The organism is Eubacterium sp. AM46-8, from assembly GCF_003466705.1.
Taxonomy (GTDB): Bacteria; Bacillota; Clostridia; order Lachnospirales; family Lachnospiraceae; genus Lachnospira.
The window spans coordinates 105,465-132,351 of the sequence record NZ_QSEU01000009.1 but is presented as its reverse complement, the minus strand read 5'-3'; the positions used below and the strand labels follow the sequence as shown (position 1 = coordinate 132,351).

Below are 26,887 nucleotides of genomic sequence, written 5' to 3'. Positions count from 1 at the left end.
TAACGTAAGTTAGTAAGACCCCTTGAAGACGACGAGGTAGATAGGCAGAAGGTGGAAGTGTGGTGACATATGGAGCTGATCTGTACTAATAGGTCGAGGGCTTAACCAAAAGAAAAGGTTAAGACGGTTTGGATAGAACAAAGAGAGTTATTCTTAAGAGTAATCGGATGAAAAAGTATTTGCAAAGACAGATATGGTATGATATATTTAATGTGCAGTTTTGAAGGAACAATCCTTCTCCTTAAAGATAGGGGATTGGTCAAATGGTATGATAGGGGTCTCCAAAACCTTTGGTGGGAGTTCGATTCTCTCATCCCCTGCTATTTAAAGGATTTAAGTTGAATTTCAGCTTGAATCCTTTTTTTGCATTTAAAAAGATTAATTACAATGCTGCTAAAACTATATAATAATAATGATGAGGAGATAATCATGAATGAATCTAAATATGAGCATATAATACACCCATTTCCACCGTTGTATAACTGTGAATCAAGAATATTGATACTTGGAAGTCTGCCGTCAGTTAAGTCAAGAGAGCAGATGTTTTTTTATGGACATCCGCAGAACAGATTCTGGAAAATGATTAGTGGAGTATTTGAAGAGGCAGTTCCGCAGACGATAGAAGAAAAGAAGGCATTTATGTTAAAGCATAATATTGCAATGTGGGATACGATATACAGCTGTGACATAATTGGTTCTAGTGACAGTAGCATTAAGAATGTTGTGCCAACAGATTTGAAAAGCATTATAGATAATTCTAAGATTGAAAAAGTAATATGTAATGGGAAAACATCAGGGAAATATTATGAAAAATATCAGATGAAATATCTGGGAATTAAACCAGATATTCTTCCCTCAACAAGTCCTGCAAATGCTGCATATTCATTGGGGAAGCTTGTTGAGATATGGAAGAAGTCTATAATATATTAGATTTTTAATTATTTTTCAGGCTTAACAACATTAAGAGGCATCATAAGATGATCTATAAGGATGTTATAAGATTTATCACCATTACCAGCTTTGAGATAATCAAAATATTTCTTGTGTTCATCTAATGTACCAGTTATACGTCCATCAACCTCGAGAGCTGACTGAGAAGTAAGTTTTATCAGATACATAAGTCTTTGAAAAATGTGATTGACCTCATCATTGTTTATGTATTTTACTAAGAGCAGATGAAACTGATGATCATAACTGATGAAATCTTCATAATTGCCATTATCTGGATGATCTTCAATAGTTTTATATTGAAGGTCAAGAATATTGTCAAGTTCTCTGATAGTTTTCTGACCTCTTGCAGTATTTATATCATTTGCAAGACAAGATTACCTCATATTCAAGTGTTGTAATATTTATTGCAATGGTACTTATGGTAACATATCAGGTCATAGCAAGATATTTCTTCAAAAGCCCAAGCAGCGTTACTGAAGTACTCACAAGATACTGTTTCGTATGGCTGATTATAATATCAGCAACATATATGTTCGGACAGAGAGAGCATATTAATATATCAGTTATTAAGGATAAGTTACCTAAAACACCTAAGATGATAGTCAGCATAATTATTGAGCTTGTTACAATCTGCTTTGCTGGACTTGTAATGGTATATGGTGGTTTTTCAATCGCAAAAATGAATCTTGTACAGTTAGATACAATTCTTCATATTCCAACAGGTGTCATCTATTCAATTATTCCAATATGCGGTGTGATTATAATCTTCTACAGCATTTATAATATTGGACTTGAACTCAAAGCAAATAAGCAATAATTATGAGGAGGACTTTCGCATGAGTATAGCATTACAGGTAGCCTTAGTAATGGTTACAATATTAGTTATATTGCTGATAATCGGTGCTCCTATCGGTGTAGCAATCGGTCTTTCATCAGCAGTTTCAATGATATGCATGATTCCGGCAAATGTTTCTTTTGCAACTTCAGCACAGAGAATATTCGCGGGTTCGAATTCATTTTCACTTATAGCCATTCCGTTCTTTATCCTTGCAGGTAATATAATGAACAATGGCGGTATCGCAACAAGACTTGTTAATTGTGCCAAGGTTATTGCTGGTAGAATGCCGGGAGCACTTGCACAGTCAAATGTAGTTGCTAACATGTTATTTGGAGCCATCAGTGGTTCAGGTGCAGCTGCAGCTGCAGCTATGGGAAGCACAATCGGACCATTAGAGGATAAGGAAGGTTATGATAAGAACTACAGCGTAGCCGTAAATACAGCTTCAGCACCGGTTGGAACAATCCTCTTCACGGGCTGCCGTGTTGGTGGAGTTACTATTGAAAGTGTTATCAAGTACATGTTACCGTACTTTGCTATCATTTTCGTAGCATTATTACTGGTTACATACATCCCTGCGATTTCTATGTTCTTACCTAAGATTCTGGGATTAGTGTAATAAATATCTTTTTTCCTAATATAATGTGCACATAGGAAAAGTAAGCGTCTGCAGAGCAGACATTTACTTTTCCTGTGCCATTAGCGAACGAACGGCCATGCGAAGCAGGGCGAAAGAGTACGAAAGCACGGGTTCGTGAGTGTACGTTAAAAAATGAATAAATTATAATAAGAAAGGCGCGGGCTGCCCTTAGTGGTGGTCCGCGTCTTTTAATTTGCCAATAAATAAATATTATGATATCATTAATTATCATGTAATAAAGGAATGATTCAGATGGATAATATTATTATAAGAAGCATGAAAGAAGAGGATTCAGCTGAAGTCCTTGAGATGATGAAGGTGTTTTATGCCTCACCAGCACTGCTTTCAGACCCTTCAGAGGATGTTATGAAAAGGGATATTGCAGATTGTCTCGGAGATAATCCGTTTATAGAGTGCTTTGTATTTGAGGGTAACACAGGTGTTATCATGGGTTATTCAATGGTTGCACACAGCTATTCTACTGAATGTGGTGGTAATTGTGTGTGGGTTGAAGATATATATATTAAGCCGGATTACAGAGGAAAGAGCATTGCAGGTGAGTTCTTTGAACATCTTGATAATATGTATGGAAAAGAAGCTGTAAGATTCAGGCTTGAGGTTGAAGAAGAGAATGAAAGAGCAGTGAAAGCATATAAGAAGGCAGGATTCGAGAGACTCGGTTATGTTCAGATGGCTAAGGATTACTAATTGGAGTTGTTATGAATAATAATTATAATGAAAGAAGCATGAAGATAATTGACCTTAAGAAAACTATCTTAGAGGACAATGGTGCTGATGCTGACAGATTAAGAGAAGAGCTAAAGAAGAAAAATATATTCTATATGAATGTCATGTCAAGCCCCGGTTCAGGTAAGACTACAACTATTGTTGGTACAATTGAAAGACTTAAGAAACATTTTAATATAGGTGTAATGGAAGCAGACATTGATTCGGATGTTGATGCACTTACTGTTGCTAGGGCAGGAGTGTCAGCAGTACAGCTGCATACAGGAGGAATGTGTCATCTTGATGCTGATATGTCAAGACAGGGAATGGCTGCGTTAGAAGATGAAGCAGATAATGCACTTGATTTTATTATACTTGAGAATGTTGGTAATCTTGTGTGTCCGGCTGAGTTTGATACAGGTGCATGTCTTAATGTGGCAATTCTTTCAGTTCCGGAAGGAGATGATAAACCACTTAAGTATCCACTTATGTTCGAGAAGTGTCAGGCTGTGATTATTAATAAGATTGATTCAATGTCGGCATTTGATTTTGATATGGACAGAGTTAAGGATAATATTGCAATGAGAAATCCGGAAGCAGTAGTTTTCCCTATTTCTGCAAGAACAGGAGAAGGAATGGATGCATGGTGTGAATGGCTTAAATGCTATGTGGCACAATATTTAGGAGAGAACCAGAATGGGTAATGTAAGAGTAATTGATGTACATCAGAGTGTTTATGCAGTTAATGATGAGATAGCTGCTAAGACAAGGGCAAGGCTTAAGGAAGAGAAAACATTTATGGTTAATCTTATGTCGAGTCCGGGAGCAGGTAAGACTACAACTCTGCTAAGAACAGCAAAGATGTTAGGAGACAGATACCGTATAGGCGTAATGGAAGCAGATATTGATTCTTCTGTAGATGCTGAGAAAATGGCGGCAGCAGGAGTTGCTTCTATTCAGGTGCATACAGGAGGGGAGTGTGCGATGGACGCTCATATGACTATGCAGGCACTTGATGAATTTGACACAGAGGAGCTTGACCTTCTTGTTATGGAGAATGTCGGTAATCTTGTATGTCCAGCTGAGACAGATACAGGTGCATCATGCAATGTTGTTATTCTTTCGTATCCTGAAGGTGATGATAAGCCGCTTAAGTATCCTCTTATGTTCGAGGTGTGTCATGTAGTTCTCATCAATAAAATAGATACTAAAGAGTATTTTGATTTTGATAACAAAGTAGTTGTTGAAAGAATTCACGAAAGAAATCCATTAGCAAAGGTGTTTTTCGTATCAGCTAAGACTGGCGAAGGCTTTGAAGAATGGATAAGCTGGCTTGACAATAATATTAAGGAATGGATTGGAGGTACAGTCTGATGGTAGACAGTCGTAATTTTAAAAAACAGAATCAGAAAGGACAGGGGTTAAAGAAGCATAAGTGGATTCCGCTTGTTGTTATCGTAGTACTTGCACTTGCACTTATTCTTATACAGTATTTTATGATTGATATACTTATGGCAGTCAATACAAAATAGTTCATATATTCATGAATTCGGAAAGATTTAATAATCCCCAGCCCTGCAGATTATCTGGCAGGGCTTTTTTAGTGCAGCAGGAATGGAGTCTTTTCTTTATCTCTTTAGGAGACATGTCTTTTTTTATCAGAACATCTGCAATTGCACCAGAAACAACCGGGGCAGACATGGAAGTTCCACTTTTTACGGAATAACCATTGACAGAATTATTGCATGAACGGATATACGAGCCATTAACAATAAGCTCTGGTTTTACGATACATTCGCTTGTTGGACCTCTTCCTGAATAGAAATCTTTGCCATCCGGGGAACCGACAGTGATAATTTTTTTGCAGGTTCCTGGGATTGCAACAGTCTGTCGCCCCGGACCATCATTGCCAGCGGCTGCAACAACAATTATATTATTGTCCCAGAGCTTTTCAATTGCTTTTTCAAGAGCAATAAGATTTTCTTTTTCGCCAAATGTGGTTGCGCCGAAGGATATATTGACAATTCTTATATTCAAATCCTTCTGATGGGAGATTATCCAGTCAGTGGAATCTAAAACATTTTCAATTCTGCCATTGCCAAGTCTGTCTAACACCTTGATTCCAGCGAGCCTGGCGGCAGGACAGATTCCTTTGATTCTGCCGTGGCTTGCATAACCGCTGCCAGCGATAATTCCACTTACATGGGTGCCATGTCCACAGTCGTCATAAGCATTTTTTCTGCCATTGACAAAATCTTTGAAAGCTACTATGCGGTTTTTGAAATCTATATGAGGATATATTCCTGAATCTATTACAGCAACAGTCATTAATTTATTCATAATAATTATTTTCAGAACATAATATATATATTTTAGTATATTCAGATTAGGTGGTTTAGTGCGGTTATATTACAGGGATTAGATGTGACTGATTATTCATTTACTTTCTTATAAATAATTGATATAATTTAAATATAAAAATTGTGGAGGTACTTTAATGAAACAGTTAAATGAAAAAGTTGCTATTGTAACAGGAGCAGGTCAGGGAATAGGTAAAGGAATTGCTCTTTGTCTTGCAAAAAGAGGGGTTAAGGTTATTGCAACGGGACGTAGAGCAGAGCCAATTGAGCAGACAATTGCAGAGATTAAGGAATTAGGTGGAGAAGGCTTTGCGTTTGCATGCGATTCAGCAGACAGAGCAAGAGTTGAAGAGGTTGTTAAGGCTGCTGCAGAAAAGTATGGAACAGTTGATGTTGTAGTAAACAACGCACAGGCTATAGTTCCTTCTGCCCCAGTTGAAGAAACTTCTTATGATAATATGCTTAAGGCATGGCAAAGTGGTGTAATTGGTTCGCTTAACTATATGCAGGCTGCATTCCCTTATATGAAGGAACAGCATGAAGGAAGAATTATTAACTTCGCTTCTGCAACAGGTATGTTTGGCATTGCAGGACAGTTAGCTTATGGTTCTAACAAGGAAGCATTAAGAGGTATGACTAAGATTGCAGCTAAGGAATGGGGACAGTATGGTATATGTGTCAATATCGTTCTTCCAGGAGCTGAATCACCAGCAGCTAAGGCATGGGCTGAGAAGTTTCCAGAGGAATATGCGAAGCAGGTTAACCTTAATCCTATGAAGCGTTTTGGTGATCCAGAGACAGATATTGCTCCAGTCATTGCATTTTTAGCTGGTCCGGATTCATGCTATTTTTCAGGACAGAGCGTGATTGTTGATGGTGCTAATTCTATAATGCCATAATGGCTATATACATATTGAAATAATTTGCTTTTTGGCGGTTCATGGAATATAATATTTACATCAATAATAATCGTGTATGAGAGGTTTATGTTATGGATAATAAGAGAATTGTAGTTGCCTTAGGAAGAAATGCATTTGGAAAGACATTTCCAGAGCAGCAGCAGAATGTTAAGAAAGCAGCAGTGGCAATAGCTGATCTTGTTGAAGCTAAGTATCAGGTTGTTATTACACACAGTAATGGACCACAGGTCGGTATGATTCAGACAGCAATGACTGAGTTTGCAAGACTTGAGCCTGATGACAGAACAGTTGCTCCTATGTCTGTATGCGGAGCCATGAGTGAAGGTTATATTGGATATGATCTTCAGAATGCCATAAGAGAAGAGCTTATTAACAGAGGAATATATAAGACAGTTTCAACTATTATTACTCAGGTAAGAGTTGATCCTTTTGATATTGCTTTCAGCGAACCATCTAAGGTTATTGGTAGATATATGTCTAAAGAAGAAGCTGATGCTGAAGAAGAGAAGGGCAATTATGTAGTTGAAGAAGAGCCTGGAAAGTTCAGAAGAATAATTGCTTCACCTATGCCAATCGATATATATGAGATTGATGCTGTCAAGGCATTGCTTGATGCTGATCAGGTTGTTATTGCAGCTGGTGGTGGAGGAATTCCTGTATTACAGCAGGGCTCACATCTTAAGGGTGCAAGTGCTATTATTGAAAAGGATTATACAGCTGCCAAGTTAGCAGAGCTTGTTGGAGCAGGAACATTACTTTTCCTTACAGCATATGACAAGCTTACTATTGGAATGGGAACACCAGAGGAGAAGGTATTTGATACAGTTTCTGCATCAGATCTTCACCAGTATATTAAAGATGGTCATTTCCCAGCAGTCACAACTTTCCCTAAGGTTGACGCTTCTATCAGATTCGTAACAGCAGATAAGGAAAGAAAGGCTATTATAGCTAATCTTGAGAAAGCTAAGGAAGGTCTTGCAGGAAAGACAGGAACTACAATAACAGCATAGTAATTGTATGATAATTGAATCAGATTATGGAGGGCAGGTACAATGTGCCTGTCCTTTTGTTATGCATTTTTTGTAGTCATATGATTAAAAAATGTGAAAACTATTCCGAATGTGACGTGAAAATGACGGATTGCGACGAGATAACTACAGAATAAGACATTAGCAACACAAGCAGTTATAAAGATGATATAATTACCAAGTCGGAAGAATAATCACGATTGGGGGAAGATTGCTGGTATTTAACATGTTTTGCAAAGAGAATGTAATGTGCGTATGCTTTGAGAGAAATTTTCTTGCAATGGGCAATTCATTGGAGGATTTCTGGAGTATTAACAAAAAGTACATGCATGGATTTTCAAGAGAGGAGGATGAAGAATTTATAAGACAATATAAAAATGTTCTTATTGTTATGTCAAAAGATTTTTTAACAGATCTTAAGTCACTATATTATATGGATGTGTTAAAAAGTCTTAAGAATAAGGGTGCAGTCAGTATAATGGCAATGATTGATATTGATGTTGTGCTGCCAGAAAGATATAATTGGATTAACGATGAAGATGTGGACAGAATAGCTTTTTATTAATATTTGCTTGCATTTATGGGCGGGAATCTCTATAATCAACTTTGTATGATTATTTTTATAATAGATTATTAACTATTATGCGTATTTTTTGGAGGAGATTATTAATGATTAGTGCTAATAATGTAACACTTAGAATCGGTAAGAAGGCTCTTTTTGAGGATGTTAATATTAAGTTCACAGAAGGTAACTGCTATGGACTTATAGGTGCGAATGGTGCCGGAAAGTCAACATTTTTAAAAATTCTTACAGGACAGATAGAACCTAGCAAGGGTGATGTCTCTATCACACCAGGCCAGAGATTATCTTTCTTAGAGCAGGATCACTTCAAGTATGATGAATATAATGTTCTTGATACAGTAATCATGGGTAATGAAAGACTTTATCAGATTATGAAAGAGAAAGAAGCTATATATGCCAAGGAAGATTTTACAGAGGAAGACGGCAATAAGGCAAGTGAGCTTGAGGCTGAATTCGCTGATATGAATGGCTGGGAGGCTGAGTCAGATGCTGCACAGCTTCTTAACGGACTTGGTGTTGGAACTGATCTTCATTACAAGACAATGGCTGAGCTTAATGGTAGTGAGAAGGTGAAAGTACTTCTTGCAAAGGCTCTTTTCGGTAATCCTGATATTCTGCTTTTAGATGAGCCTACTAACCACCTTGATCTTGATGCTATTGCATGGTTAGAGGAGTTTCTTATTAATTTTGAGAATACTGTTATTGTTGTATCACATGACAGATATTTCCTTAATAAAGTATGTACACAGATTGCAGATATTGATTATGCTAAGATTCAGCTCTATGCAGGTAATTATGATTTCTGGTATGAGTCAAGCCAGCTTATTATCAAGCAGATGAAGGAAGCTAATAAGAAGAAGGAAGAAAAGATTAAAGAATTACAGGACTTTATCCAGAGATTCTCAGCTAATGCTTCTAAGTCTAAGCAGGCTACTTCAAGAAAGAGAGCACTTGAGAAGATTGAGTTAGATGAGATCAGACCATCAAGCAGAAAGTATCCATATATTGACTTCAGACCAGCAAGAGAGATTGGTAACGAAGTACTTACAGTAGAGGGAATATCTAAGACTATTGATGGTGTTAAGGTACTTGATAATGTATCATTTATCGTTAACCACGATGATAAGATAGCATTTGTGGGTTCTAATGAGCTTGCTACAACTACACTTTTCAATATTATTACAGGTAACATGGAACCTGATGAGGGAAGCTATAAATGGGGTGTTACAACATCACAGGCTTATTTCCCTAAGGATAGTGCTGCTGAATTTAACAGAGAAGATACTATTGTTGAATGGCTTACACAGTATTCACCAGATCCGGATCCTACTTATGTAAGAGGATTCCTTGGAAGAATGCTTTTTGCCGGAGATGATGGAGTTAAGAAGGTTAAGGTATTATCAGGAGGAGAGAAGGTAAGATGTCTTATATCCAAGATGATGATATGTGGAGCTAATGTATTAGTATTTGATGATCCTACTAACCACCTTGATATGGAGTCAATCACAGCTCTTAACAACGGACTTATTAAGTTCCCTGGTGTAACATTATTTACATCACACGATCACCAGTTCATCCAGACAACTGCTAACCGTATTATGGAAATCGTTCCAAGCGGACAGCTTATTGATAAGATAACAACATACGATGAGTATCTTGCAAGTGATGAGATGGCAAGAAAGCGTCAGGGCTTTGCAGAAGCAGCTTCTGATGATGAAGATTAATAATTAGCAGACGAATAGGCGGACGCATTAAGAAATTAGTGCGGACGCCTATTTTACTACATGAAAAAGACATATAGTTCTGTAATTGAATTTTAAGATTGATTTACAAGAGTTATCAAATTAATTACCAGATTGACAAATACCACACATTTGTTATACTTATTGCATATTATATTTGCAGGGGAGCATAAGGGCTGTGTAAGCAGTGGCTGCTGAGAGGGATTAAGTTCCGACCCATAACCTGATGTGGATAATGCCACCGTAGGGATTCTTAAAAGGGCTTTTTAGCTCTTCATTTGATTGTTTCAATATCGAATTTCCACAAGGCTTATGATTTTTCCTGTTAATTACCCAGAATGGAGGAATACATATGGAATACGCAACACAGATGGATGCTGCAAGAAAAGGCATTGTTACTAAAGAAATGGAAATTGTTGCAAAGAAAGAAAATATAGATGTCGAGAGTTTGAGACAGCTTATAGCTAAGGGACAGGTTATCATTCCTGCCAATAAGAATCATAAATGTCTTGACCCTAATGGTATCGGAAATAAGTTAAGAACTAAGATTAATGTTAATCTTGGAACTTCAAGAGACTGCGTGGATCTTGATATGGAGCTTGACAAGGTTAATAACGCTGTAAAGATGGGTGCGGAAGCTATCATGGATCTTTCTTCTTTCGGAGATACACAGAAGTTCAGAAGAAAGCTGACATCAGAATGTCCGGCAACAATTGGAACAGTTCCTATATATGATGCAGTTGTATATTATCATAAGGCACTTAAGGATATCACTGCACAGGAGTGGCTTGATGTTGTAGAAATGCATGCTAAAGACGGCGTTGATTTCATGACTATACACTGTGGTATCAACAAGGCTACAGCTAAGAAGTTCAGAGCAGATAAGAGACTTATGAATATTGTATCAAGGGGCGGTTCTATCATATATGCATGGATGGAGATGACAGGAAATGAGAATCCGTTCTTTGAATATTATGACAGAGTGCTTGAGATATGCCGAGAATATGATGTTACAATGAGTCTTGGAGATGCGTGCAGACCGGGATGTATTATGGATGCATCAGATATCTCACAGATTGAAGAACTTGTTACACTTGGCGAGCTTACAAGAAGAGCATGGGAGAAGGATGTCCAGGTTATGGTTGAAGGACCAGGACATATGCCTCTTAACCAGATTAAGGCTAATATGGAGATTCAGCAGACAATATGCAAGGGAGCACCTTTCTATGTATTAGGACCTCTTGTTACTGATATAGCTCCAGGATATGATCACATTACAGCAGCAATTGGTGGAGCTATCGCAGCTACTTACGGAGCTTCATTCCTGTGTTATGTAACACCTGCAGAACATTTAAGATTACCAGATCTTAATGATGTTAAGGAAGGAATTATTGCTTCTAAGATTGCAGCACATGCGGCTGATATTGCAAAGGGCGTACCGGGTGCAATGGACTGGGATTATAAGATGGACAAAGCAAGAAAGGTCCTTGACTGGGAAGCAATGTTTGACGTTGCGATTGACCCTGAGAAGGCAAGAGCTTACAGAGCTTCATCTAAGCCTGAGAAGGAAGATACATGTTCTATGTGTGGTAATTTCTGTGCAGTAAAGAATATGAACAAGATTATGGAAGGCGAGATTGTAAGTATATTCGATGAATAATTAATGCTTAATATGAAAGGCGGAATATGCATGGAAATGTGTATTCTGCCTTTTTCTTATATTTGCCTTGGAAGGGGATAAATGGTATAATATCATGATGCGTGATGATGATATGAAGGAGTGAAAGTTATGGCAGATACAGCCAGCAGAAATGGCAGAAAGAATACCACTCAAAGCAGAAAAACGGGTACTCAGGGGAGAAAAACAGGCACTAATGGAAGAAAGTCTTCTGCTCAGGGAAAGAAGCAGAATAAGAAGAATGTTCAGACACAGACTAATCAGTTAAAGAATGACTGTATAATTCTTTTTTCGATAGCATGTGCAATAATTCTTATACTTAGTAATTTCAATATTGCAGGAACTTTAGGAAGAGGTATCAAATGGCTTATGTTCGGGCTGTTTGGTGTTATGGAATATGTTTTTCCAGTACTTCTTGCGGGAAGTATAATTTTTCTTATGGTTAACAGAGAACTGTTAAGAGTTGCAAGAATTAAGACAACGGCAGCATATGGACTGTTTATTGTTTTATGTGCAATGGTGCAGTGTGTATACAACAATCCTGATATTGCAGATAACAGTATAGGAAAAATATTTACATATTGTGCAGATTATAAGGCTGGAGGTGGCTTTTTTGGAGCAGTGCTGTGTAAGGCATTAAGTCCTATTGGATTAATTGGAACATTTGTAATACTTATGATACTTGCAATAATATGCATAGTTATTATTACAGAGCGCTCATTTATATCAGGACTTAAGAAGGTTGGCAATGGCAGCCAGCGTCTTATGAAGGAAGCTAAAGAAGATTATTCAGCTTATAAGGAACATTCAGCAGGCAGACAGAATGATATGTCTGATGATGAATACAGAAAGTTAAGAGAAGAAGAGCGTGCCAGAGCAAGACTTAAAAAGATTGAGAAGAAAGAGAAACAGCTTGCGGAGAAGAAAGCAAGAGAAGAATATCTAGCCAACGCCCGTATGAATAATGTTGTGCGAGGAGTTACTTCGGATACTCTTATAAAGGATGCGCAGGAACAGGCACCGGACATAGATATTCATGAGATAGTCGTGGATACAGAACGCAACGATAAGTATTCACAGGATATATATGAACCTGATTATAATGCACATAACGAGGATACATTTGAACTCGCATATGATGATATTGATAACAATGATTATTATCCAGATAATGAATCACATGTGGAAGATATCCAGCCAGATTATATGAGTAACGACTATATGAGCGATGATGAGGTTACAGGAGCTGCACCGGAAGATGTAACTGGGTATGTGGAAAGTTCATATGAAGATGAGACTCCATATGATAACGATGAGATATTTGAAAATGATGTGACCAACGAAGAACATAAAGAGAAAACGGAAAAGGAACCAGAGCAGGTTAAGCCTGTACACAAGCCTAAGAAGGTGTATAAGTTCCCACCGGTAAGCTTATTAAAGAGAAATCCGGGCACAGCGTCTGGTGGAAAGTCTGAATACAGAGTAACTGCACAGCGATTACAGGAGACACTGCTTACTTTCGGAGTTAAAGTTACTATAACTGATATAAGCTGCGGACCTACAGTTACAAGATATGAGTTACAGCCGGAACAGGGTGTCAAGGTAAGCAAGATTGTTTCTTTATCAGACGATATCAAGCTTAATCTTGCGGCAGCAGATATTAGAATTGAGGCACCAATTCCAGGAAAAGCTGCTATTGGTATTGAAGTTCCTAATAAGGAAGCAGGAAGTGTATATTTCAGGGAACTTGTTGAGTCTAAGGAATTCAAGGAAAGCCAGTCAGCAATATCATTCGGAGTTGGTAAGGATATCGCAGGAAAGACTATTATTGCGGATATTGCGAAGATGCCGCATATGCTTATTGCCGGAGCAACAGGTTCAGGTAAATCGGTATGTATCAACACAATAATTATGAGTATTCTTTATAAGGCAAAGCCAGAGGATGTAAGACTTATAATGGTTGACCCGAAGGTTGTTGAGTTAAGTGTGTATAATGGAATACCACATTTGCTGTTACCTGTAGTAACTGATCCTAAGAAGGCTGCGGGAGCGCTTAACTGGGCTGTTAATGAGATGACAGACAGATATAAGAAGTTTGCGGCAATGCAGGTTCGTAATATAAAGGGATATAATGATGTTGTTGTTAAGAAGAATAAGGAAGGCATAGACCCTCCAATGGAGAAGCTTCCACAGATTGTTATTATCATAGACGAGCTTGCTGACCTTATGATGGTTGCACCGGGTGAGGTTGAAGATGCAATATGCCGTCTGGCACAGCTTGCGAGAGCAGCAGGAATACATATGGTTATAGCAACGCAGAGACCTTCTGTTAATGTAGTAACAGGACTTATCAAGGCAAATATTCCGTCTAAGATAGCATTTGCAGTATCTTCGGGAATTGATTCAAGAGTTATCATTGATATGAATGGTGCTGAGAAGCTGCTTGGAAAGGGAGATATGCTCTACTTCCCATCCAATCTTCCAAAACCGTTGCGTGTACAGGGTGCATTCGTATCTGATGAGGAAGTTGAAAATGTTGTATCCTTCCTTAAGGAGAATGCAGAGGAAGTATCTTATGATGAGAGTATTGCACAGGCTACTGTAAGTCAGGAGAGCATGTCTGGCAGCAGTAAAGGTGATGAAGAGAGAGATTCACTTTTTGCTGACGCAGGAAGATTCGTTATTGAGAATGAAAAAGGCTCAATAGGAAGTCTGCAGAGACATTTTAAGATTGGCTTTAACAGGGCAGGACGAATTATGGACCAGCTTGCTGATGCAAAGGTAGTAGGACCGGAGCTTGGAACTAAGCCAAGAAAGGTTGAGATGACAATGGAAGAGTTTGAAACACTTCTAAAGCAGCAGTAATGTAAGTAATATATACTATAAAATAAGGAGACTAATGTATGAAGCTTTCAGAGATATTAAAAATATGTTCAGAAAATGAAGTTGCAGACTTCAAGTATAGTGTTGTATGCGGAAATACTGATGCAGATGTGATAGGAATTACATCTGATTCAAGAAAGATGCAGGATGGATATGCATTTGTATGCATTAAGGGTGCTGTGAGCGATGGACATAAATATATTGACCAGATTAAGGATAAGGCATCTGTAATTGTTGTTCTTGATGGTGAATACGAAGCTAAGGATTGCAAGACAGCAGTTGTAAGCACAGATAACACAAGACTGGCACTTGCACTTATGTCGGCAGCAGTATATGGCAGTCCTGATAAGAAGCTGTTTACAATAGGAATAACAGGAACTAAGGGAAAGACAACGACTACTTATATGGTTAAAAATGTTCTTGAAGCATGTGGCATTAAGACAGGACTTATCGGAACAATCGAGACTATTATCGGGGATGAGACAATTCCGGCACATAATACAACGCCTGAATCAATAGAGATTCACCAGTCGTTTGCCAAGATGGTGGACGCTGGCTGTAAGGCAGTTGTTATGGAGGTGTCTTCGCAGGGACTTAAGCTCGACAGAACAGCAGGAATTATGTTTGATATAGGTGTATTCACTAATCTTGAGCCAGACCATATTGGACCTAATGAGCATGAGTCATTTGAGGATTATCTTAATTGTAAGGCTAAGTTATTCAAGCAGTGCAGGGTTGGTATCGTTAATGCTGATGATAAGCATACCCAGGATATCCTTAGGGGAGCAATATGTAAGGTTGAAAGCTATGGTATCGGAGATAATGCTGATATTAAGGCTGAAAATATTGAACTTTTACATGAACCGGGTAAAATTGGTCTTACATATGACTGTACAGGACTTGTTAATATGAAGGTTGAACTTAATCTTCCGGGTAAGTTTTCTGTATACAATTCATTATGTGCAATCGCAATTACAAGGCATTTCGATGTTGATGAGGAGGCACTTAAGGAAACTCTTAAACACGTTAAGGTTAAGGGAAGAATTGAGCTTGTAAAGGTTTCAGATGATTTTACATTAATGATAGATTATGCGCATAATGCAATGGCTTTAGAGAGTATTCTTACAACACTTAAAGAATATCATCCTCACAGACTTGTATGCCTGTTTGGATGTGGTGGTAACCGTTCCAAGGAAAGAAGATATGAGATGGGCGAGGTTTCAGGAAAGCTTGCTGACCTTACTATTATCACATCAGATAATCCAAGATTTGAAGAGCCAGAGGCGATTATAGAAGATATCAAGACTGGAATTGCTAAGACTACTGGAAAGCATGTTGATATTACAGACAGAAAAGAAGCTATTAAGTATGCGATAGAACATGGCGAACCGGGTGATATTATTGTTCTTGCGGGTAAAGGTCATGAGGATTATCAGGAGATTAAGGGTGTGAAGTATCCTATGGATGAGAGGGTGCTTATCAAAGAAGTGCTTGAAGAATTGAAGGGTAATTAATGTACGCAGATGTAATAATAGACATTTCACATGAACAGCTTGATAAGACATTCCAGTATGCAGTTCCGGATGAATTGGCAGATGTAATTGAACTGGGAATGTCAGTTGATATTCCATTTGGAGCAGGAAACAGGCAGATAACAGGGTATGTTGTAGGTTTTGGAGACAAAGCGGTATATCCTGTTGAAAAAATAAAATATATTAAAGGAATTACCGAGGGAAAGGTCACTGCGGTAAGCAGAATGTTAAAGCTTGCGGCGTGGCTGAAGCACAATTATGGCTGTACCATGAATCAGGCAATTAAGACGGTTATTCCTGTAAAGGATAAGGTTAAGCAGAAGGAAAAACGCTCGGTCAATCTTATCATTGACGAGGCACAGGCGCAGAAGTATCTTGATACATTTGCAAAGAAAAATGCAAAAGCAAGATACAGATTGTTAGAGGCACTGATTAAGGAACCTGTAATAGATGAAAGTATTATTAAATCCAAGCTTAATATCACAGCACAGACGGTCAAAGCATTTGAAGATATGGGGATTGTTGAAGTCAGGTCAGAAGACATCTACAGGAATCCTGTAAGAAATGTTACGGGAGAAACAAAGCACATTGAGCTTAACAAGCAGCAGAAAAACGCTGTGGATACAATAATAGCTGACTATGATAATGGTGATTATAAGACATATCTGCTTCATGGTGTCACAGGAAGCGGAAAGACTGAGGTGTATCTTGAAGCAATAGAACATGTGCTTAACAAGGGAAGACAGGCAATTGTGCTTATACCGGAGATTGCGCTTACATTCCAGACTGTGCAGAGGTTTTATCACAGATTCGGGGATAAGGTATCTATTATGAATTCACGTATGTCAAAGGGAGAACGTTATGACCAGTTTCTGCGGGCGCAGAGAGGCGATATAAGTGTAATGATTGGACCACGTTCAGCGTTGTTCACACCGTTTTCAAATATAGGAATTATAATAATAGATGAAGAGCATGAAGGAGCTTATAAGTCAGAGACTGTTCCAAGATATCATGCAAGAGAGGTTGCATGCCATATTGCAAAGGAAGCAGGCGCTTCAGTGATACTTGGTTCTGCGACTCCTTCAATGGAAAGCTACTATGCGGCAATGAATGGACATATACAGCTTATTACACTTGACAGCCGGGCGGGAAGCGGAGGGCTTCCAGCGGTTGACATTGTTGATCTGAGAGAAGAATTAAGGCTTGGAAACAGGACGATATTCAGCAACAGGTTAAGAGAACTGATGAGTGACAGACTTGCAAAGCATGAGCAGATAATGCTTTTCCTTAATAAGAGAGGCGTGGCTGGCTTTATATCATGCCGTTCATGCGGAAAGGTTATGAAATGCCCGCACTGTGATGTTTCACTTACGGAGCATGCGAATGGAAGGCTGATGTGTCATTACTGCGGATATACAACACCTAAGATAACTGTATGTCCTTCATGCGGTTCAAGATATGTTTCGGGCTTCAGGGCAGGAACAGAAGGTGTTGAAGCACAGGTTAAGAAAACATTTCCACAGGCGAGAGTGCTAAGAATGGATATGGACACTACAAGAGGCAAGGATGGACATGAAAAGATTCTGTCGGAATTCGCCAATGGTAATGCGGATATTCTTATTGGAACTCAGATGATTGTTAAAGGACATGATTTTCCAAATGTAACGCTTATGGGAGTGCTTGCGGCAGACATGTCACTTTATTCCAGTGATTACAGGGCTTCTGAGAGAACTTTCCAGCTTCTTACACAGGCGGCTGGAAGGGCAGGAAGAGCAGAAAAAAGCGGCAATGTAGTTATACAGACTTATACGCCGGAGCATTTTAGTATTGTTAGTGCGGCTAATCAGGATTATAATGCTTTCTATGAGCAGGAAATTGCTTACAGAAAGCTGTGTGGATATCCGCCGGCGGATAATCTTATGAAGATTATGTTATCTTCACCAGATGAGATGTTATTGACAAAGAGTGCAGCGTGGGTTAAAGCATTTGTGGATAACAACTGTAAGTATAAAGGACTTATGTGTATAGGTCCGGCAGATGCACCTATATATAGGATTAAAGATGTGTATAGTAAGATAATCTATGTAAAACATAAAGACAGGGAAGTTCTTAACAGTATACATGAAAAGCTTGATGTTAATATTGTTGGAAATCAGGCTTTTAAGAATATTAATGTACAATACGATATTAATGGATGATTGCGAGGAGGAATATATGGCAATAAGAAATATTAGAACACTTGGAGATGATATACTAAGAGCCAAGGCAAAAGAGATTACAGAGATGACACCAAGAATTGAAGAGCTTATTGATGATATGTTTGATACAATGTATGAGGCTAACGGTGTAGGTCTTGCAGCACCTCAGGTTGGAATCAGAAAGAGACTTGTTGTTATTGACTGTGGAGATGATCCTATTGTTCTTATCAATCCTGTTGTATTAGAGACAAGCGGAAGTCAGACAGGGCTTGAAGGATGCCTAAGTGTACCTGGAAAGACAGGTGAGGTTACAAGACCTAATTATGCCAAGGTTAAGGCTCTTAATGAGAATATGGAAGAGATTATAGTAGAAGGAGAGGAGCTTCTTGCAAGATGCCTTCTTCATGAGATTGACCATCTTGATGGTATAATGTATGTTGATAAAGTAGAAGGAGAACTTCTCTCTACAGATGACATTGAAGAAGAATAATTAATGAAAAGGGGAACAGAATGCGAGTAGTATTTATGGGTACACCCGATTTTGCTGTAGGGACACTTAAAGCAATAATCGAAGCAGGACATGATGTGGCAGCAGTTGTTACACAGCCTGATAAGCCAAGAGGAAGAAGCAAATCACTTGTTTTCTCTCCAGTTAAGGAGGAAGCTGTGGCGCATGGAATCACAGTGTTACAGCCGGAGAGAGCAAGAGATGAAGCATTTGTAGAAGAATTAAGAACATATAATGCAGATGTAATTGTTGTCGTTGCATTTGGACAGTTACTGCCGGCAAGTATTATTAACATGCCAAGATACGGTTGTATCAATGTTCATGCATCACTTCTTCCTAAGTACAGAGGTGCATCGCCAATCCAGTGGGCAGTTATTGATGGCTGTGAGTATTCAGGTGTTACAACCATGAAGATGGATGAAGGCCTTGATACAGGAGATATCCTGATGGTTGAAAAGGTGAAGCTTGATGCTAAAGAGACGGGCGGAAGTCTTTTTGACAGATTAAGTGATGTCGGTGCGCATCTTTTGGTTAAGACACTTGAAGGACTTGAAGCTGGAACTATTACTCCTGTTAAGCAGGATGATTCAGAAAGCACTTATGTAAAAATGCTTCATAAGTCATTTGGTAAGATGGATTTCAATAAGAGTGCAGCTGAACTTGAAAGACTTATAAGAGGACTTAATCCATGGCCTAGTGCATTTACTTATATAGACGGTAAAATGTTAAAGATATGGGATGCAGATGTTGCAGATAATATCAGTGAAGTACAGACAGAAGAAGTTAAGCCGGGACAGGTTGTTACGGTAGGAAAGAACACATTTACAATAGCCTGTGGACAGGGGTATTTAGTTGTTAATGAGGTTCAGTTAGAAGGTAAGAAGAGAATGGACAGTGGTTCGTTCTTAAGAGGCAACCAGTTAGAAGCAGGTGTAATGTTAGGAGAATAAGCAGAATCTTAAATGGTTCAGAAAAGAGGTATTATGGTAGCTTTATATGGTTATTATGGATATGGATATTACTATGATCCAATGTACATTCTGATAATAATATCATGCGTTATTGCACTGATAGCACAGGTAAAGGTAAAAAGCACATTTAACAAGTATTCCAAGGTGTCATCTTCAAAAGGAATGACAGGCGCAATGGTCGCAGAGCAGCTTTTAAGAAGCCAGGGAATATACGATGTATCTATTCAGAGAGTATCAGGAAGCCTGACAGATAATTATAATCCAAGAAATAAGACACTTAACCTGTCAGATTCTGTTTATAATTCAACATCTGTTGCTGCTATCGGAGTTGCAGCCCATGAAACAGGACATGCAATACAGCATGCTTACGGATATGGTCCTTTAAGCTTCAGAACAGCACTTTTTCCGTTAGCCAGTGTCGGTTCGCAGGTATCATGGATACTTATTGTGCTTGGACTTATATTTGGCTCAACTAATATACTTATAGATATTGGTATTCTTATGTTCAGTCTGGCAGTACTTTTCCAGCTTGTAACATTACCGGTTGAGTTTAATGCTTCGGCAAGAGCATTACAGCTTCTTGAATCAGAAGGATTCCTATATGGAGATGAGAACAGACAGGCAAGAAAAGTGCTTTCAGCAGCAGCCATGACATATGTTGCGGCAGCAGCCACAGCAATTTTACAGCTTTTAAGACTGATTTATTTATTTGGAGGAAGACGCCGTGACTGATTCGGTGAATTTAAGGGCAGTTGTACTGGATATACTTATGGAAATCAATGAGAAGGGTGAATTTTCACACCTTCTCATTAATAATGCACTGACAAAGTACCAATATCTTGATAAGAATAAGAGAGCATTTATAAGCAGATTATCACTAGGAACGATTGAGAACAGAATTGAACTTGACTATATAATAGACCAGTTTTCAAAGACTCCTGTAAGAAAGATGAAACCACTAATAAGAAATATATGTGAAATGTCTGTATACCAGATAATATATATGGATAATATTCCGGATTCAGCAGTGTGCAATGAGGCTGTAAAACTGGCTGTAAAACGTGGATTCACAGGGCTTAAGGGTTTTGTGAACGGAGTCTTAAGAAACATTGCAAGAAATAAGGATAATATTACATATCCTGACAGGAATAAGGATATTGAACAGTACCTTTCTGTAAAATACTCAATGCCATTATGGATAGTTAAAATGTGGCACAGTCAGCTGGGCATTGATAAGACCGAGGAAATTCTTGCAGGTTTTAAGCAGGAAAAAAAGACTTATGTAAGATGTAACACAGCAAAGGCACCAGTTGAAGAGATAAAGAAGATTCTTTTACAGGAAAACGTATCTGTGGCAGATGTTGAAGGTATACCATATGCTTTAGAGATTAAGGACTATGATTATATAGCCGGACTTAAGAGTTTCAGGGATGGTCTGTACCAGATACAGGATATAAGTTCCATGACAGCAGGATATATGACTGGATTTAAGGCTGGTGATACAGTAATTGATGTGTGTGCAGCGCCGGGAGGAAAGAGTGTTAATGCTGCAATAAGTGTTGGCACTGATGGTAAAGTATACTCAAGGGATGTATCAGATTATAAGGCTGGTCTTATTGATGAAAATGTATCAAGGCTCGGACTTAATAATATAGAAGTCCAGGTAAAAGATGCACTTGTTATGGATGAATCCATGAAAGAGAAGGCAGATGTTGTTATAGCAGACCTTCCATGCTCAGGACTCGGCGTTATGGGAAGAAAGCCTGATATCAGATATAATATAACAGAGGATAAGCTGATTTCATTAAAGAAGCTGCAACAGAGCATACTTTCTGTAGTACAGGCATATGTTAAGCAGGGCGGTATAATGATGTACAGCACATGTACAATTAATTCAGAAGAGAATGAAGCCAATGCTGACTGGTTATGCAAAGAGTATGGCTTTAAGAAGATAGAATCCAGACAGATTCTGCCGGGAAAGAATGGCGGAACAGATGGATTCTTTGTTGCAAAACTTAGGAGAGAATAGACATGACAGATATTAAGTCACTTAATTATGACGAACTTGTAACATATATGGCTGGATTTGGTGAGAAGAAGTTCAGGGCTTCGCAGCTATATCAGTGGATGCATGAAAAACTGGCAGACAGCTTTGATGAATGCACCAACCTTTCCAATGCATTAAGGCAGAAGTTAAAGGAAACATCAGAATATGTATGCTTAGAGCCTGTCAGGGTACAGCGTTCCAAGCTTGACGGAACAGAAAAATATCTGTTCAGATTAACGGATGGTAATTATGTTGAAAGTGTACTTATGAAATATCATCATGGTAATTCAGTATGTATATCCTCACAGGTCGGATGCCGTATGGGATGCCGTTTCTGTGCATCTACACTTAACGGCAAAGTCAGGGATTTAAAGCCATCTGAAATGCTTGACCAGATATACAGAATACAGAAGATTTCAGGTGAGCGAGTAAGCAATGTTGTAGTTATGGGTTCAGGAGAGCCAATGGATAACTATGATAATCTTATTAAGTTCATAGAACTTCTCAATGATGAGAGAGGGCTTAATATAAGCCAGAGAAATATTACTGTATCATCATGTGGAATAGTACCTAAGTTAAAGGAACTTGCTGACCTTAAGCTGCAGATTACTCTTGCAATTTCACTTCATGCGCCTAATGATGAACTAAGAAAAACAATGATGCCTATAGCTAACAAATATTCAATAGAAGAGATAATGGATGTATGCAGGTATTATATAGAATGTACAGGCAGAAGAATCTCATTTGAATACAGTCTTGTTAAAGGTGTCAATGATTCAATGGAATGTGCAAAGCAGTTGATTGAACTTGTTAAGGGTATGAACTGCCACGTTAATCTTATACCTGTTAATCCTATCAAGGAGCGTGATTATAAGCAGACAGGTAAGGATGAAGTGTACGCATTTAAAAATAAACTTGAAAAGAACGGAATAAATGTTACAATTAGAAGGGAAATGGGCAGAGATATTGATGGTGCCTGTGGACAGTTAAGGAATAAGTATATGGAGGATGTTGATGAAAGCAACGGCGATTACTGATATAGGCAAGACGCGTGCCGTTAATCAGGATTATATATATACATCTGTTGACAGGGTTGGATGCCTGCCTAATCTGTTTATTGTAGCAGATGGAATGGGTGGTCATAAAGCTGGTGATACAGCTTCACGATTTACAGTTGAAACTATTAAAACTCTTATAGAACAATCACAGGAAAAAGATGCAATATCTGTTATTAATGATTCGGTTAAGATGGTTAATAGTCTGCTTTTACAGAAGGCATCTGAATCAGAGGATTATTACGGTATGGGAACAACGCTTGTTATTGCGACCATATATGATAATGTATTAAGGGTTGCTAATGTAGGAGACAGCAGATTATATGTAATAGATGACAATGATATAACTCAGATAACAAGAGATCATTCACTTGTTGAAGAGATGGTTCTTGCAGGACAGTTAAGTAAAAGCGAGGCAAGAACACATGCCAGAAAGAATGTCATAACAAGGGCAATCGGAGGAGAGGAACAAGTTGAACCAGAGATGTTTTCAATAGATATCAAAGAAAACAGCAAGATTCTTATGTGTTCCGATGGTCTTACCAATATGCTAGAAGATGCAGAAATATTAAGCATAGTAAGGAACAATGATAATATAGAAGATGCGGCGAGACTGCTTATTGACAGAGCAAACGAGAATGGCGGCAAGGATAATATTTCAGTTATAATTGTAGAACTGTAAGTGAAAGGGATAGGTTATGTTAAGAAAAGGAATGTTTTTAGCTGACAGATACGAGATAATCGAGCAGATTGGCACAGGCGGAATGTCAGATGTTTACAAAGCGAAGTGCCATAAACTCAACAGATATGTTGCTATTAAGGTTATGAAGTCAGAGTTTAGTGAAGACAAGACATTTGTATCTAAGTTCAGGGCAGAGGCACAGTCTGTAGCAGGATTTACACATCCTAATGTAGTTAATGTATATGATGTCGGCGATGAGAACGGAATATACTATATTGTAATGGAACTTGTAGAAGGAATAACTCTTAAGAAGTACATTGAGAAGCGAGGCAAGCTTCCGTTCAAAGAAGCAGTAAGCATAGCAATTCAGGTTGCTAATGGTCTAGATGCAGCACATAAGCATCATATTGTTCACAGGGATATCAAGCCTCAGAACATTATTATATCTAAGGAAGGCAAGGTTAAGGTTACAGACTTCGGAATTGCCAAGGTTGCTTCATCAAGCACAATCAATTCATCTTCTACAATGGGCTCTGTTCATTATATTTCGCCAGAACAGGCAAGAGGTGGATATTCAGATGAGAGAAGTGATATATACTCACTTGGTATTACAATATTCGAGATGTTAACAGGAACTGTTCCTTTTGACGGGGATTCTACAGTTGCAGTTGCTGTACAGCATATTCAGGATGAGATACCTGCTCCTTCTACAGTGGCAGCAGATATTCCGGTCAGCATTGATAAAATAGTCCTTAAGTGTACGCAGAAGAAGCCTGACAGAAGATATCAGTCAGCAGCAGAGCTTATAACAGATCTTAAGAAGTCACTTGTTATGCCCGATGAAGATTTTGTTGTAATGGCTCCTATGTATGCAGCTTCTGGTACAGCAGCATCAGTTACAGCGGATGCACTTAATGCCAAAGAAGTCAGGGCAGAAGAGGAAGATGACATATTATCAGATGATGACGATATGTTCATTGAAGATGATGATAATAAAGAAGAAACAGAGAATAATATAGAAGAATCTGAAGAAGATGATGATGTAGATATTGATGATGAGAGTAATGATAAGCTTGATCTTATAATGAAAATAATCGGTATCGGAATTGCTGTTATTATTCTTATTGTCACAATATTTGTTATTGTCAAGCTTGTTGGAAGTACAAGATCTTCTAAGAATGATAATACAGAGACAACTTCAAGCATTGAAGAAACAATATCAACAGAAGCAGGTAAGAATACAGTAACAGTTCCTAAGGTTGAGGGCATGACTAAGGATGATGCTGTTAAGGCTCTTAATGAGGTAGGACTTGGTTATAAGCAGGTTGTACAGAGCTCTAAGACAGTTGCCAAGGATACAGTTATATCACAGGGAACGAAGGCTGGTGCCAAGGTTGCCAAGAATACACAGATTATACTTACTATAAGTGGTGGAGAAGATGTTGTTAATACAACAGTTCCATCAGTTACAGGAGAAACAGAAGATGATGCCAGAGAAAAGCTCGAAGCAGCAGGATTTAAGGTTACAGTAGATTATGATTACAGCAGCACAGTTGCAGAGGGCAAAGTAATTAAGGCTTCTCCATCAGGAAGTGTTGCAAAGGGAACAACAGTTACAATTACTGTAAGCCGTGGAAAGCAGATTCAGAATGTTACAATGGCTAACCTTGTTGGAATGACAGAGTCAGACGCAAGTCAGTGGCTTCAAAATAATGGACTTTCTGTTTATACTATATATGATGATTCAAAGGGTGAGTATGGTAAGGTTATAGCATGTAAATATTCAGAAGGAACTTCTGTTCCAGAGGGAACAACAGTTACAATTACTGTAAGCCATAAGCCGGAACCTACAACAAAGGCTACAGAGGCACCGACTAAACCTTCAGAAGCAACATCACAGCCATCTTCAGATGCAGCACAGAATTAATCAGGTATAATTATTTATATGCAGGGAAAGATAATTAAGGGTATCGCTGGTTTCTACTATATACATGTAGAAGCCAACGGTATTTATGAATGTAAGGCAAAGGGAATATTCAGGAACCGTCACATTAAGCCGCTTGTTGGTGATAATGTGGAGATTGAGGTTATTGATAAGGATAATTTCAAAGGAAATGTGGTGGATATTCTCCCAAGAAAGAATGAATTAATAAGACCGGCTTCTGCTAATATCGACCAGGCAATGGTTATATTTGCAGTAAAGACACCAGAGCCTAATTTTAATCTCCTTGATAAATTCATCCTTATGATGAATTATCAGGATGTGCCAACAGTTGTATGCTTCAATAAAGAAGAACTGGCGGATGATGAATATAAGAATGAATTAAAGAAGAAATATGAAGGCTGTGGCTGTGAGTGCATATTCATAAGTGCAAAGAATAATATTGGCATTGACAGGGTAATGGAAGTGCTGAAAGGAAAGACTACAGTTCTTGCAGGTCCATCAGGAGTCGGCAAGTCGACACTTACCAATCTGCTTATACCGGAAATGGAGGAGCAGGAAGAAGTCAGCCAGACAGGTGAAGTGAGCAGGATAGGACGTGGAAGGCATACTACGAGACATTCCGAAATCTATAATATATGCACAGAAACATATATATGTGATACGCCGGGATTTACATCACTTAATCTTCCGGATGTTGAGAAAGAAGACTTGAGATTCTATTTTGAAGAATTCACACCATTCGAGGGACAGTGCAGATTCAATGGCTGCATGCATGTGAGTGAACCTGGATGTGCGGTAAAACAGGCAGTCGAAGATGGAATTATCAATTATGACAGATATAAGTCATATACAGATATATTTGAAGAAATAAAGAACAAGAAGAAGTACTAAATGTACTTGAAAACAGAAAGGTTGTTAATTATGAGTGGTTTAAAGAAAATTTTGTCACCATCAATATTATCGGCAGACTTCAAGAAATTAGGAGAAGAGCTTGAAACAATTGATAAGGCAGGAGCTGAATATGTTCATGTAGATGTTATGGACGGACTTTTTGTAAAGAGTATTTCATTCGGAATGCCGGTTATTAAGTCAGCAAGAAGTGCGACTGACAAGGTTTTTGATGTACATCTTATGATTGAAGAGCCTATAAGATATATAGAAGACTTTGTTAAGGCAGGAGCTGATATAATTACAGTTCATGTTGAAGCGTGTAAGGATGTTGTCGCTACATTAGAAAAGATTAAGGAATGTGGCGTAAAAGCAGCTATAACACTTAATCCTCCGACACCGGTATCAGCAATTGAGCCTTATCTTGATAAAGTAGATATGGTTCTTGTAATGAGTGTTAATCCAGGATTTGGGGGACAGAAGTTCATACCGGAATCACTTGATAAAGTAAAAGAAATCAGAAGATTATTAGATGCCAGGGGATTAGATACAGATATTGAGATTGATGGTGGAGTGAATGCCGGGAATCTTGCATCGGTTCTTGAGGCAGGTGCTAATGTGATAGTAGCAGGTTCAGCAATCTTTTCTGGAGATGTAGCTGATAATGTTAAAAAGTTTAAAGAAATAATGGGCGCGTGGTAAAACCACACGC

At 38.4% G+C, this 26,887-nt stretch carries 26 protein-coding genes, 1 tRNA gene, 1 rRNA gene and 1 riboswitch; of the genes, 26 read left to right on the top strand and 2 right to left on the bottom strand.

Annotated elements, in window-relative coordinates; all coding sequences use genetic code 11:
• The 3 genes from DW963_RS07900 to DW963_RS07890 form a co-directional block, all read left to right on the top strand.
• Positions 1–109 (top strand): 23S ribosomal RNA (locus DW963_RS07900); the annotation flags it as partial.
• Positions 110–249: 140 nt separating this feature from the next.
• Positions 250–320, top strand: a tRNA-Trp gene (locus DW963_RS07895).
• Between the two features lie 109 nt (positions 321–429).
• Positions 430–930, top strand: a complete 501-nt coding sequence (locus DW963_RS07890; protein WP_199669369.1) for a DNA-deoxyinosine glycosylase — start codon at positions 430–432, stop codon at positions 928–930.
• A gap of 8 nt (positions 931–938) precedes the next feature.
• Here DW963_RS07890 and DW963_RS07885 read toward each other — a convergent pair whose 3' ends face one another.
• The gene (locus DW963_RS07885) at positions 939–1,280 is read right to left on the bottom strand and encodes an FCD domain-containing protein (RefSeq protein ID WP_286169190.1); all 342 of its coding nucleotides are present in this window, start codon (positions 1,278–1,280) and stop codon (positions 939–941) included.
• A 32-nt stretch (positions 1,281–1,312) separates the two neighbouring features.
• Here DW963_RS07885 and DW963_RS07880 point away from each other — a divergent pair, with 32 nt between their 5' ends.
• From DW963_RS07880 to DW963_RS13305, 6 genes are all read left to right on the top strand, one after another.
• On the top strand, positions 1,313–1,768 hold the full coding sequence (locus tag DW963_RS07880) for a TRAP transporter small permease (RefSeq protein WP_243004306.1): 456 nt from the start codon (positions 1,313–1,315) through the stop codon (positions 1,766–1,768).
• Positions 1,769–1,787: 19 nt separating this feature from the next.
• Positions 1,788–2,408, top strand: coding sequence for a TRAP transporter large permease subunit (locus DW963_RS07875; protein ID WP_117914864.1), 621 nt, complete (start codon positions 1,788–1,790; stop codon positions 2,406–2,408).
• A 273-nt stretch (positions 2,409–2,681) separates the two neighbouring features.
• Entirely contained in the window at positions 2,682–3,137 is a 456-nt protein-coding gene (locus DW963_RS07870; RefSeq protein ID WP_286169187.1) for a GNAT family N-acetyltransferase, read from the top strand.
• 11 nt (positions 3,138–3,148) lie between these two features.
• On the top strand, positions 3,149–3,859 hold the full coding sequence (hypB, locus tag DW963_RS07865; protein ID WP_117914860.1) for a hydrogenase nickel incorporation protein HypB: 711 nt from the start codon (positions 3,149–3,151) through the stop codon (positions 3,857–3,859).
• Complete coding sequence (gene hypB, locus DW963_RS07860) at positions 3,852–4,529, top strand: hydrogenase nickel incorporation protein HypB (RefSeq protein ID WP_117914858.1); 678 nt, start codon at positions 3,852–3,854, stop codon at positions 4,527–4,529. The genes hypB (DW963_RS07865) and hypB (DW963_RS07860) overlap by 8 nt, the downstream gene beginning before the upstream one ends.
• Positions 4,529–4,687 (top strand): hypothetical protein, encoded by a 159-nt coding sequence (locus tag DW963_RS13305; protein WP_158567484.1) that lies wholly within the window; start codon positions 4,529–4,531, stop codon positions 4,685–4,687. The genes hypB (DW963_RS07860) and DW963_RS13305 overlap by 1 nt, the downstream gene beginning before the upstream one ends.
• A 1-nt stretch (position 4,688) precedes the next feature.
• Here the strand turns inward: DW963_RS13305 and DW963_RS07855 are convergent, their stop codons facing one another.
• On the bottom strand, positions 4,689–5,495 hold the full coding sequence (locus DW963_RS07855; protein ID WP_117914856.1) for a S8 family peptidase: 807 nt from the start codon (positions 5,493–5,495) through the stop codon (positions 4,689–4,691).
• 157 nt (positions 5,496–5,652) lie between these two features.
• Here DW963_RS07855 and DW963_RS07850 point away from each other — a divergent pair, with 157 nt between their 5' ends.
• The 17 genes from DW963_RS07850 (at position 5,653) to rpe (ending at position 26,877) form a co-directional block, all read left to right on the top strand.
• The gene (locus DW963_RS07850) at positions 5,653–6,414 is read left to right on the top strand and encodes an SDR family NAD(P)-dependent oxidoreductase (protein WP_117914854.1); all 762 of its coding nucleotides are present in this window, start codon (positions 5,653–5,655) and stop codon (positions 6,412–6,414) included.
• A gap of 92 nt (positions 6,415–6,506) precedes the next feature.
• On the top strand, positions 6,507–7,445 hold the full coding sequence (gene arcC / locus DW963_RS07845; protein WP_117914852.1) for a carbamate kinase: 939 nt from the start codon (positions 6,507–6,509) through the stop codon (positions 7,443–7,445).
• A gap of 229 nt (positions 7,446–7,674) precedes the next feature.
• Positions 7,675–8,028 carry a hypothetical protein gene (locus DW963_RS07840; protein ID WP_147347587.1) on the top strand — a complete coding sequence of 118 codons (354 nt, stop codon included), beginning with the start codon at positions 7,675–7,677 and terminating at the stop codon, positions 8,026–8,028.
• Between the two features lie 104 nt (positions 8,029–8,132).
• Complete coding sequence (locus DW963_RS07835; RefSeq protein ID WP_117914848.1) at positions 8,133–9,770, top strand: ABC-F family ATP-binding cassette domain-containing protein; 1,638 nt, start codon at positions 8,133–8,135, stop codon at positions 9,768–9,770.
• A 169-nt stretch (positions 9,771–9,939) separates the two neighbouring features.
• A riboswitch (TPP riboswitch) is annotated at positions 9,940–10,056 on the top strand.
• An 84-nt stretch (positions 10,057–10,140) separates the two neighbouring features.
• Positions 10,141–11,448, top strand: a complete 1,308-nt coding sequence (gene thiC / locus DW963_RS07830; RefSeq protein WP_055215630.1) for a phosphomethylpyrimidine synthase ThiC — start codon at positions 10,141–10,143, stop codon at positions 11,446–11,448.
• Positions 11,449–11,577: 129 nt separating this feature from the next.
• A complete protein-coding gene (locus DW963_RS07825) occupies positions 11,578–14,331 on the top strand; it encodes a DNA translocase FtsK (protein WP_117914846.1) in 2,754 nt (917 codons plus the stop codon).
• A gap of 38 nt (positions 14,332–14,369) precedes the next feature.
• Positions 14,370–15,863 (top strand): UDP-N-acetylmuramoyl-L-alanyl-D-glutamate--2,6-diaminopimelate ligase, encoded by a 1,494-nt coding sequence (locus DW963_RS07820; RefSeq protein WP_117914844.1) that lies wholly within the window; start codon positions 14,370–14,372, stop codon positions 15,861–15,863.
• Positions 15,863–18,079 carry a replication restart helicase PriA gene (priA, locus tag DW963_RS07815; protein WP_117914842.1) on the top strand — a complete coding sequence of 739 codons (2,217 nt, stop codon included), beginning with the start codon at positions 15,863–15,865 and terminating at the stop codon, positions 18,077–18,079. Before DW963_RS07820 ends, priA begins: the two co-directional genes overlap by 1 nt.
• A 16-nt stretch (positions 18,080–18,095) precedes the next feature.
• A complete protein-coding gene (gene def / locus DW963_RS07810) occupies positions 18,096–18,569 on the top strand; it encodes a peptide deformylase (protein WP_022097799.1) in 474 nt (157 codons plus the stop codon).
• A 20-nt stretch (positions 18,570–18,589) separates the two neighbouring features.
• Complete coding sequence (gene fmt / locus DW963_RS07805; RefSeq protein WP_055286138.1) at positions 18,590–19,537, top strand: methionyl-tRNA formyltransferase; 948 nt, start codon at positions 18,590–18,592, stop codon at positions 19,535–19,537.
• 12 nt (positions 19,538–19,549) lie between these two features.
• On the top strand, positions 19,550–20,290 hold the full coding sequence (locus DW963_RS07800) for a zinc metallopeptidase (RefSeq protein WP_022097801.1): 741 nt from the start codon (positions 19,550–19,552) through the stop codon (positions 20,288–20,290).
• Complete coding sequence (gene rsmB, locus DW963_RS07795) at positions 20,283–21,587, top strand: 16S rRNA (cytosine(967)-C(5))-methyltransferase RsmB (RefSeq protein ID WP_117914841.1); 1,305 nt, start codon at positions 20,283–20,285, stop codon at positions 21,585–21,587. The genes DW963_RS07800 and rsmB overlap by 8 nt, the downstream gene beginning before the upstream one ends.
• 2 nt (positions 21,588–21,589) lie before the next feature.
• Complete coding sequence (gene rlmN / locus DW963_RS07790; RefSeq protein WP_117914839.1) at positions 21,590–22,642, top strand: dual-specificity RNA methyltransferase RlmN; 1,053 nt, start codon at positions 21,590–21,592, stop codon at positions 22,640–22,642.
• Entirely contained in the window at positions 22,620–23,342 is a 723-nt protein-coding gene (locus tag DW963_RS07785) for a Stp1/IreP family PP2C-type Ser/Thr phosphatase (RefSeq protein WP_117914838.1), read from the top strand. Before rlmN ends, DW963_RS07785 begins: the two co-directional genes overlap by 23 nt.
• A 16-nt stretch (positions 23,343–23,358) precedes the next feature.
• Complete coding sequence (gene pknB, locus DW963_RS07780) at positions 23,359–25,269, top strand: Stk1 family PASTA domain-containing Ser/Thr kinase (protein WP_117914836.1); 1,911 nt, start codon at positions 23,359–23,361, stop codon at positions 25,267–25,269.
• Positions 25,270–25,287: 18 nt separating this feature from the next.
• The gene (gene rsgA, locus DW963_RS07775) at positions 25,288–26,178 is read left to right on the top strand and encodes a ribosome small subunit-dependent GTPase A (RefSeq protein ID WP_117914834.1); all 891 of its coding nucleotides are present in this window, start codon (positions 25,288–25,290) and stop codon (positions 26,176–26,178) included.
• Positions 26,179–26,208: 30 nt separating this feature from the next.
• Positions 26,209–26,877, top strand: coding sequence for a ribulose-phosphate 3-epimerase (gene rpe / locus DW963_RS07770; protein ID WP_117914878.1), 669 nt, complete (start codon positions 26,209–26,211; stop codon positions 26,875–26,877).
• Positions 26,878–26,887: the final 10 nt, after the last annotated feature.

Coding starts and splice junctions, on each gene's coding strand:
- rsgA (WP_117914834.1), top strand. CDS start 25,288: ATGCAGGGAAAGATAATTAAGGGTATCGCTGGTTTCTACTATATACAT.
- DW963_RS07875 (WP_117914864.1), top strand. CDS start 1,788: ATGAGTATAGCATTACAGGTAGCCTTAGTAATGGTTACAATATTAGTT.
- rlmN (WP_117914839.1), top strand. CDS start 21,590: ATGACAGATATTAAGTCACTTAATTATGACGAACTTGTAACATATATG.
- def (WP_022097799.1), top strand. CDS start 18,096: ATGGCAATAAGAAATATTAGAACACTTGGAGATGATATACTAAGAGCC.
- fmt (WP_055286138.1), top strand. CDS start 18,590: ATGCGAGTAGTATTTATGGGTACACCCGATTTTGCTGTAGGGACACTT.
- DW963_RS07890 (WP_199669369.1), top strand. CDS start 430: ATGAATGAATCTAAATATGAGCATATAATACACCCATTTCCACCGTTG.
- DW963_RS07835 (WP_117914848.1), top strand. CDS start 8,133: ATGATTAGTGCTAATAATGTAACACTTAGAATCGGTAAGAAGGCTCTT.
- arcC (WP_117914852.1), top strand. CDS start 6,507: ATGGATAATAAGAGAATTGTAGTTGCCTTAGGAAGAAATGCATTTGGA.
- rpe (WP_117914878.1), top strand. CDS start 26,209: ATGAGTGGTTTAAAGAAAATTTTGTCACCATCAATATTATCGGCAGAC.
- DW963_RS07870 (WP_286169187.1), top strand. CDS start 2,682: ATGGATAATATTATTATAAGAAGCATGAAAGAAGAGGATTCAGCTGAA.
- DW963_RS07800 (WP_022097801.1), top strand. CDS start 19,550: ATGGTTCAGAAAAGAGGTATTATGGTAGCTTTATATGGTTATTATGGA.
- pknB (WP_117914836.1), top strand. CDS start 23,359: ATGTTAAGAAAAGGAATGTTTTTAGCTGACAGATACGAGATAATCGAG.
- DW963_RS07820 (WP_117914844.1), top strand. CDS start 14,370: ATGAAGCTTTCAGAGATATTAAAAATATGTTCAGAAAATGAAGTTGCA.
- thiC (WP_055215630.1), top strand. CDS start 10,141: ATGGAATACGCAACACAGATGGATGCTGCAAGAAAAGGCATTGTTACT.
- hypB (WP_117914860.1), top strand. CDS start 3,149: ATGAATAATAATTATAATGAAAGAAGCATGAAGATAATTGACCTTAAG.
- DW963_RS07825 (WP_117914846.1), top strand. CDS start 11,578: ATGGCAGATACAGCCAGCAGAAATGGCAGAAAGAATACCACTCAAAGC.
- hypB (WP_117914858.1), top strand. CDS start 3,852: ATGGGTAATGTAAGAGTAATTGATGTACATCAGAGTGTTTATGCAGTT.
- DW963_RS07785 (WP_117914838.1), top strand. CDS start 22,620: ATGAAAGCAACGGCGATTACTGATATAGGCAAGACGCGTGCCGTTAAT.
- priA (WP_117914842.1), top strand. CDS start 15,863: ATGTACGCAGATGTAATAATAGACATTTCACATGAACAGCTTGATAAG.
- DW963_RS07855 (WP_117914856.1), bottom strand. CDS start 5,495: ATGAATAAATTAATGACTGTTGCTGTAATAGATTCAGGAATATATCCT.
- DW963_RS07850 (WP_117914854.1), top strand. CDS start 5,653: ATGAAACAGTTAAATGAAAAAGTTGCTATTGTAACAGGAGCAGGTCAG.
- DW963_RS13305 (WP_158567484.1), top strand. CDS start 4,529: ATGGTAGACAGTCGTAATTTTAAAAAACAGAATCAGAAAGGACAGGGG.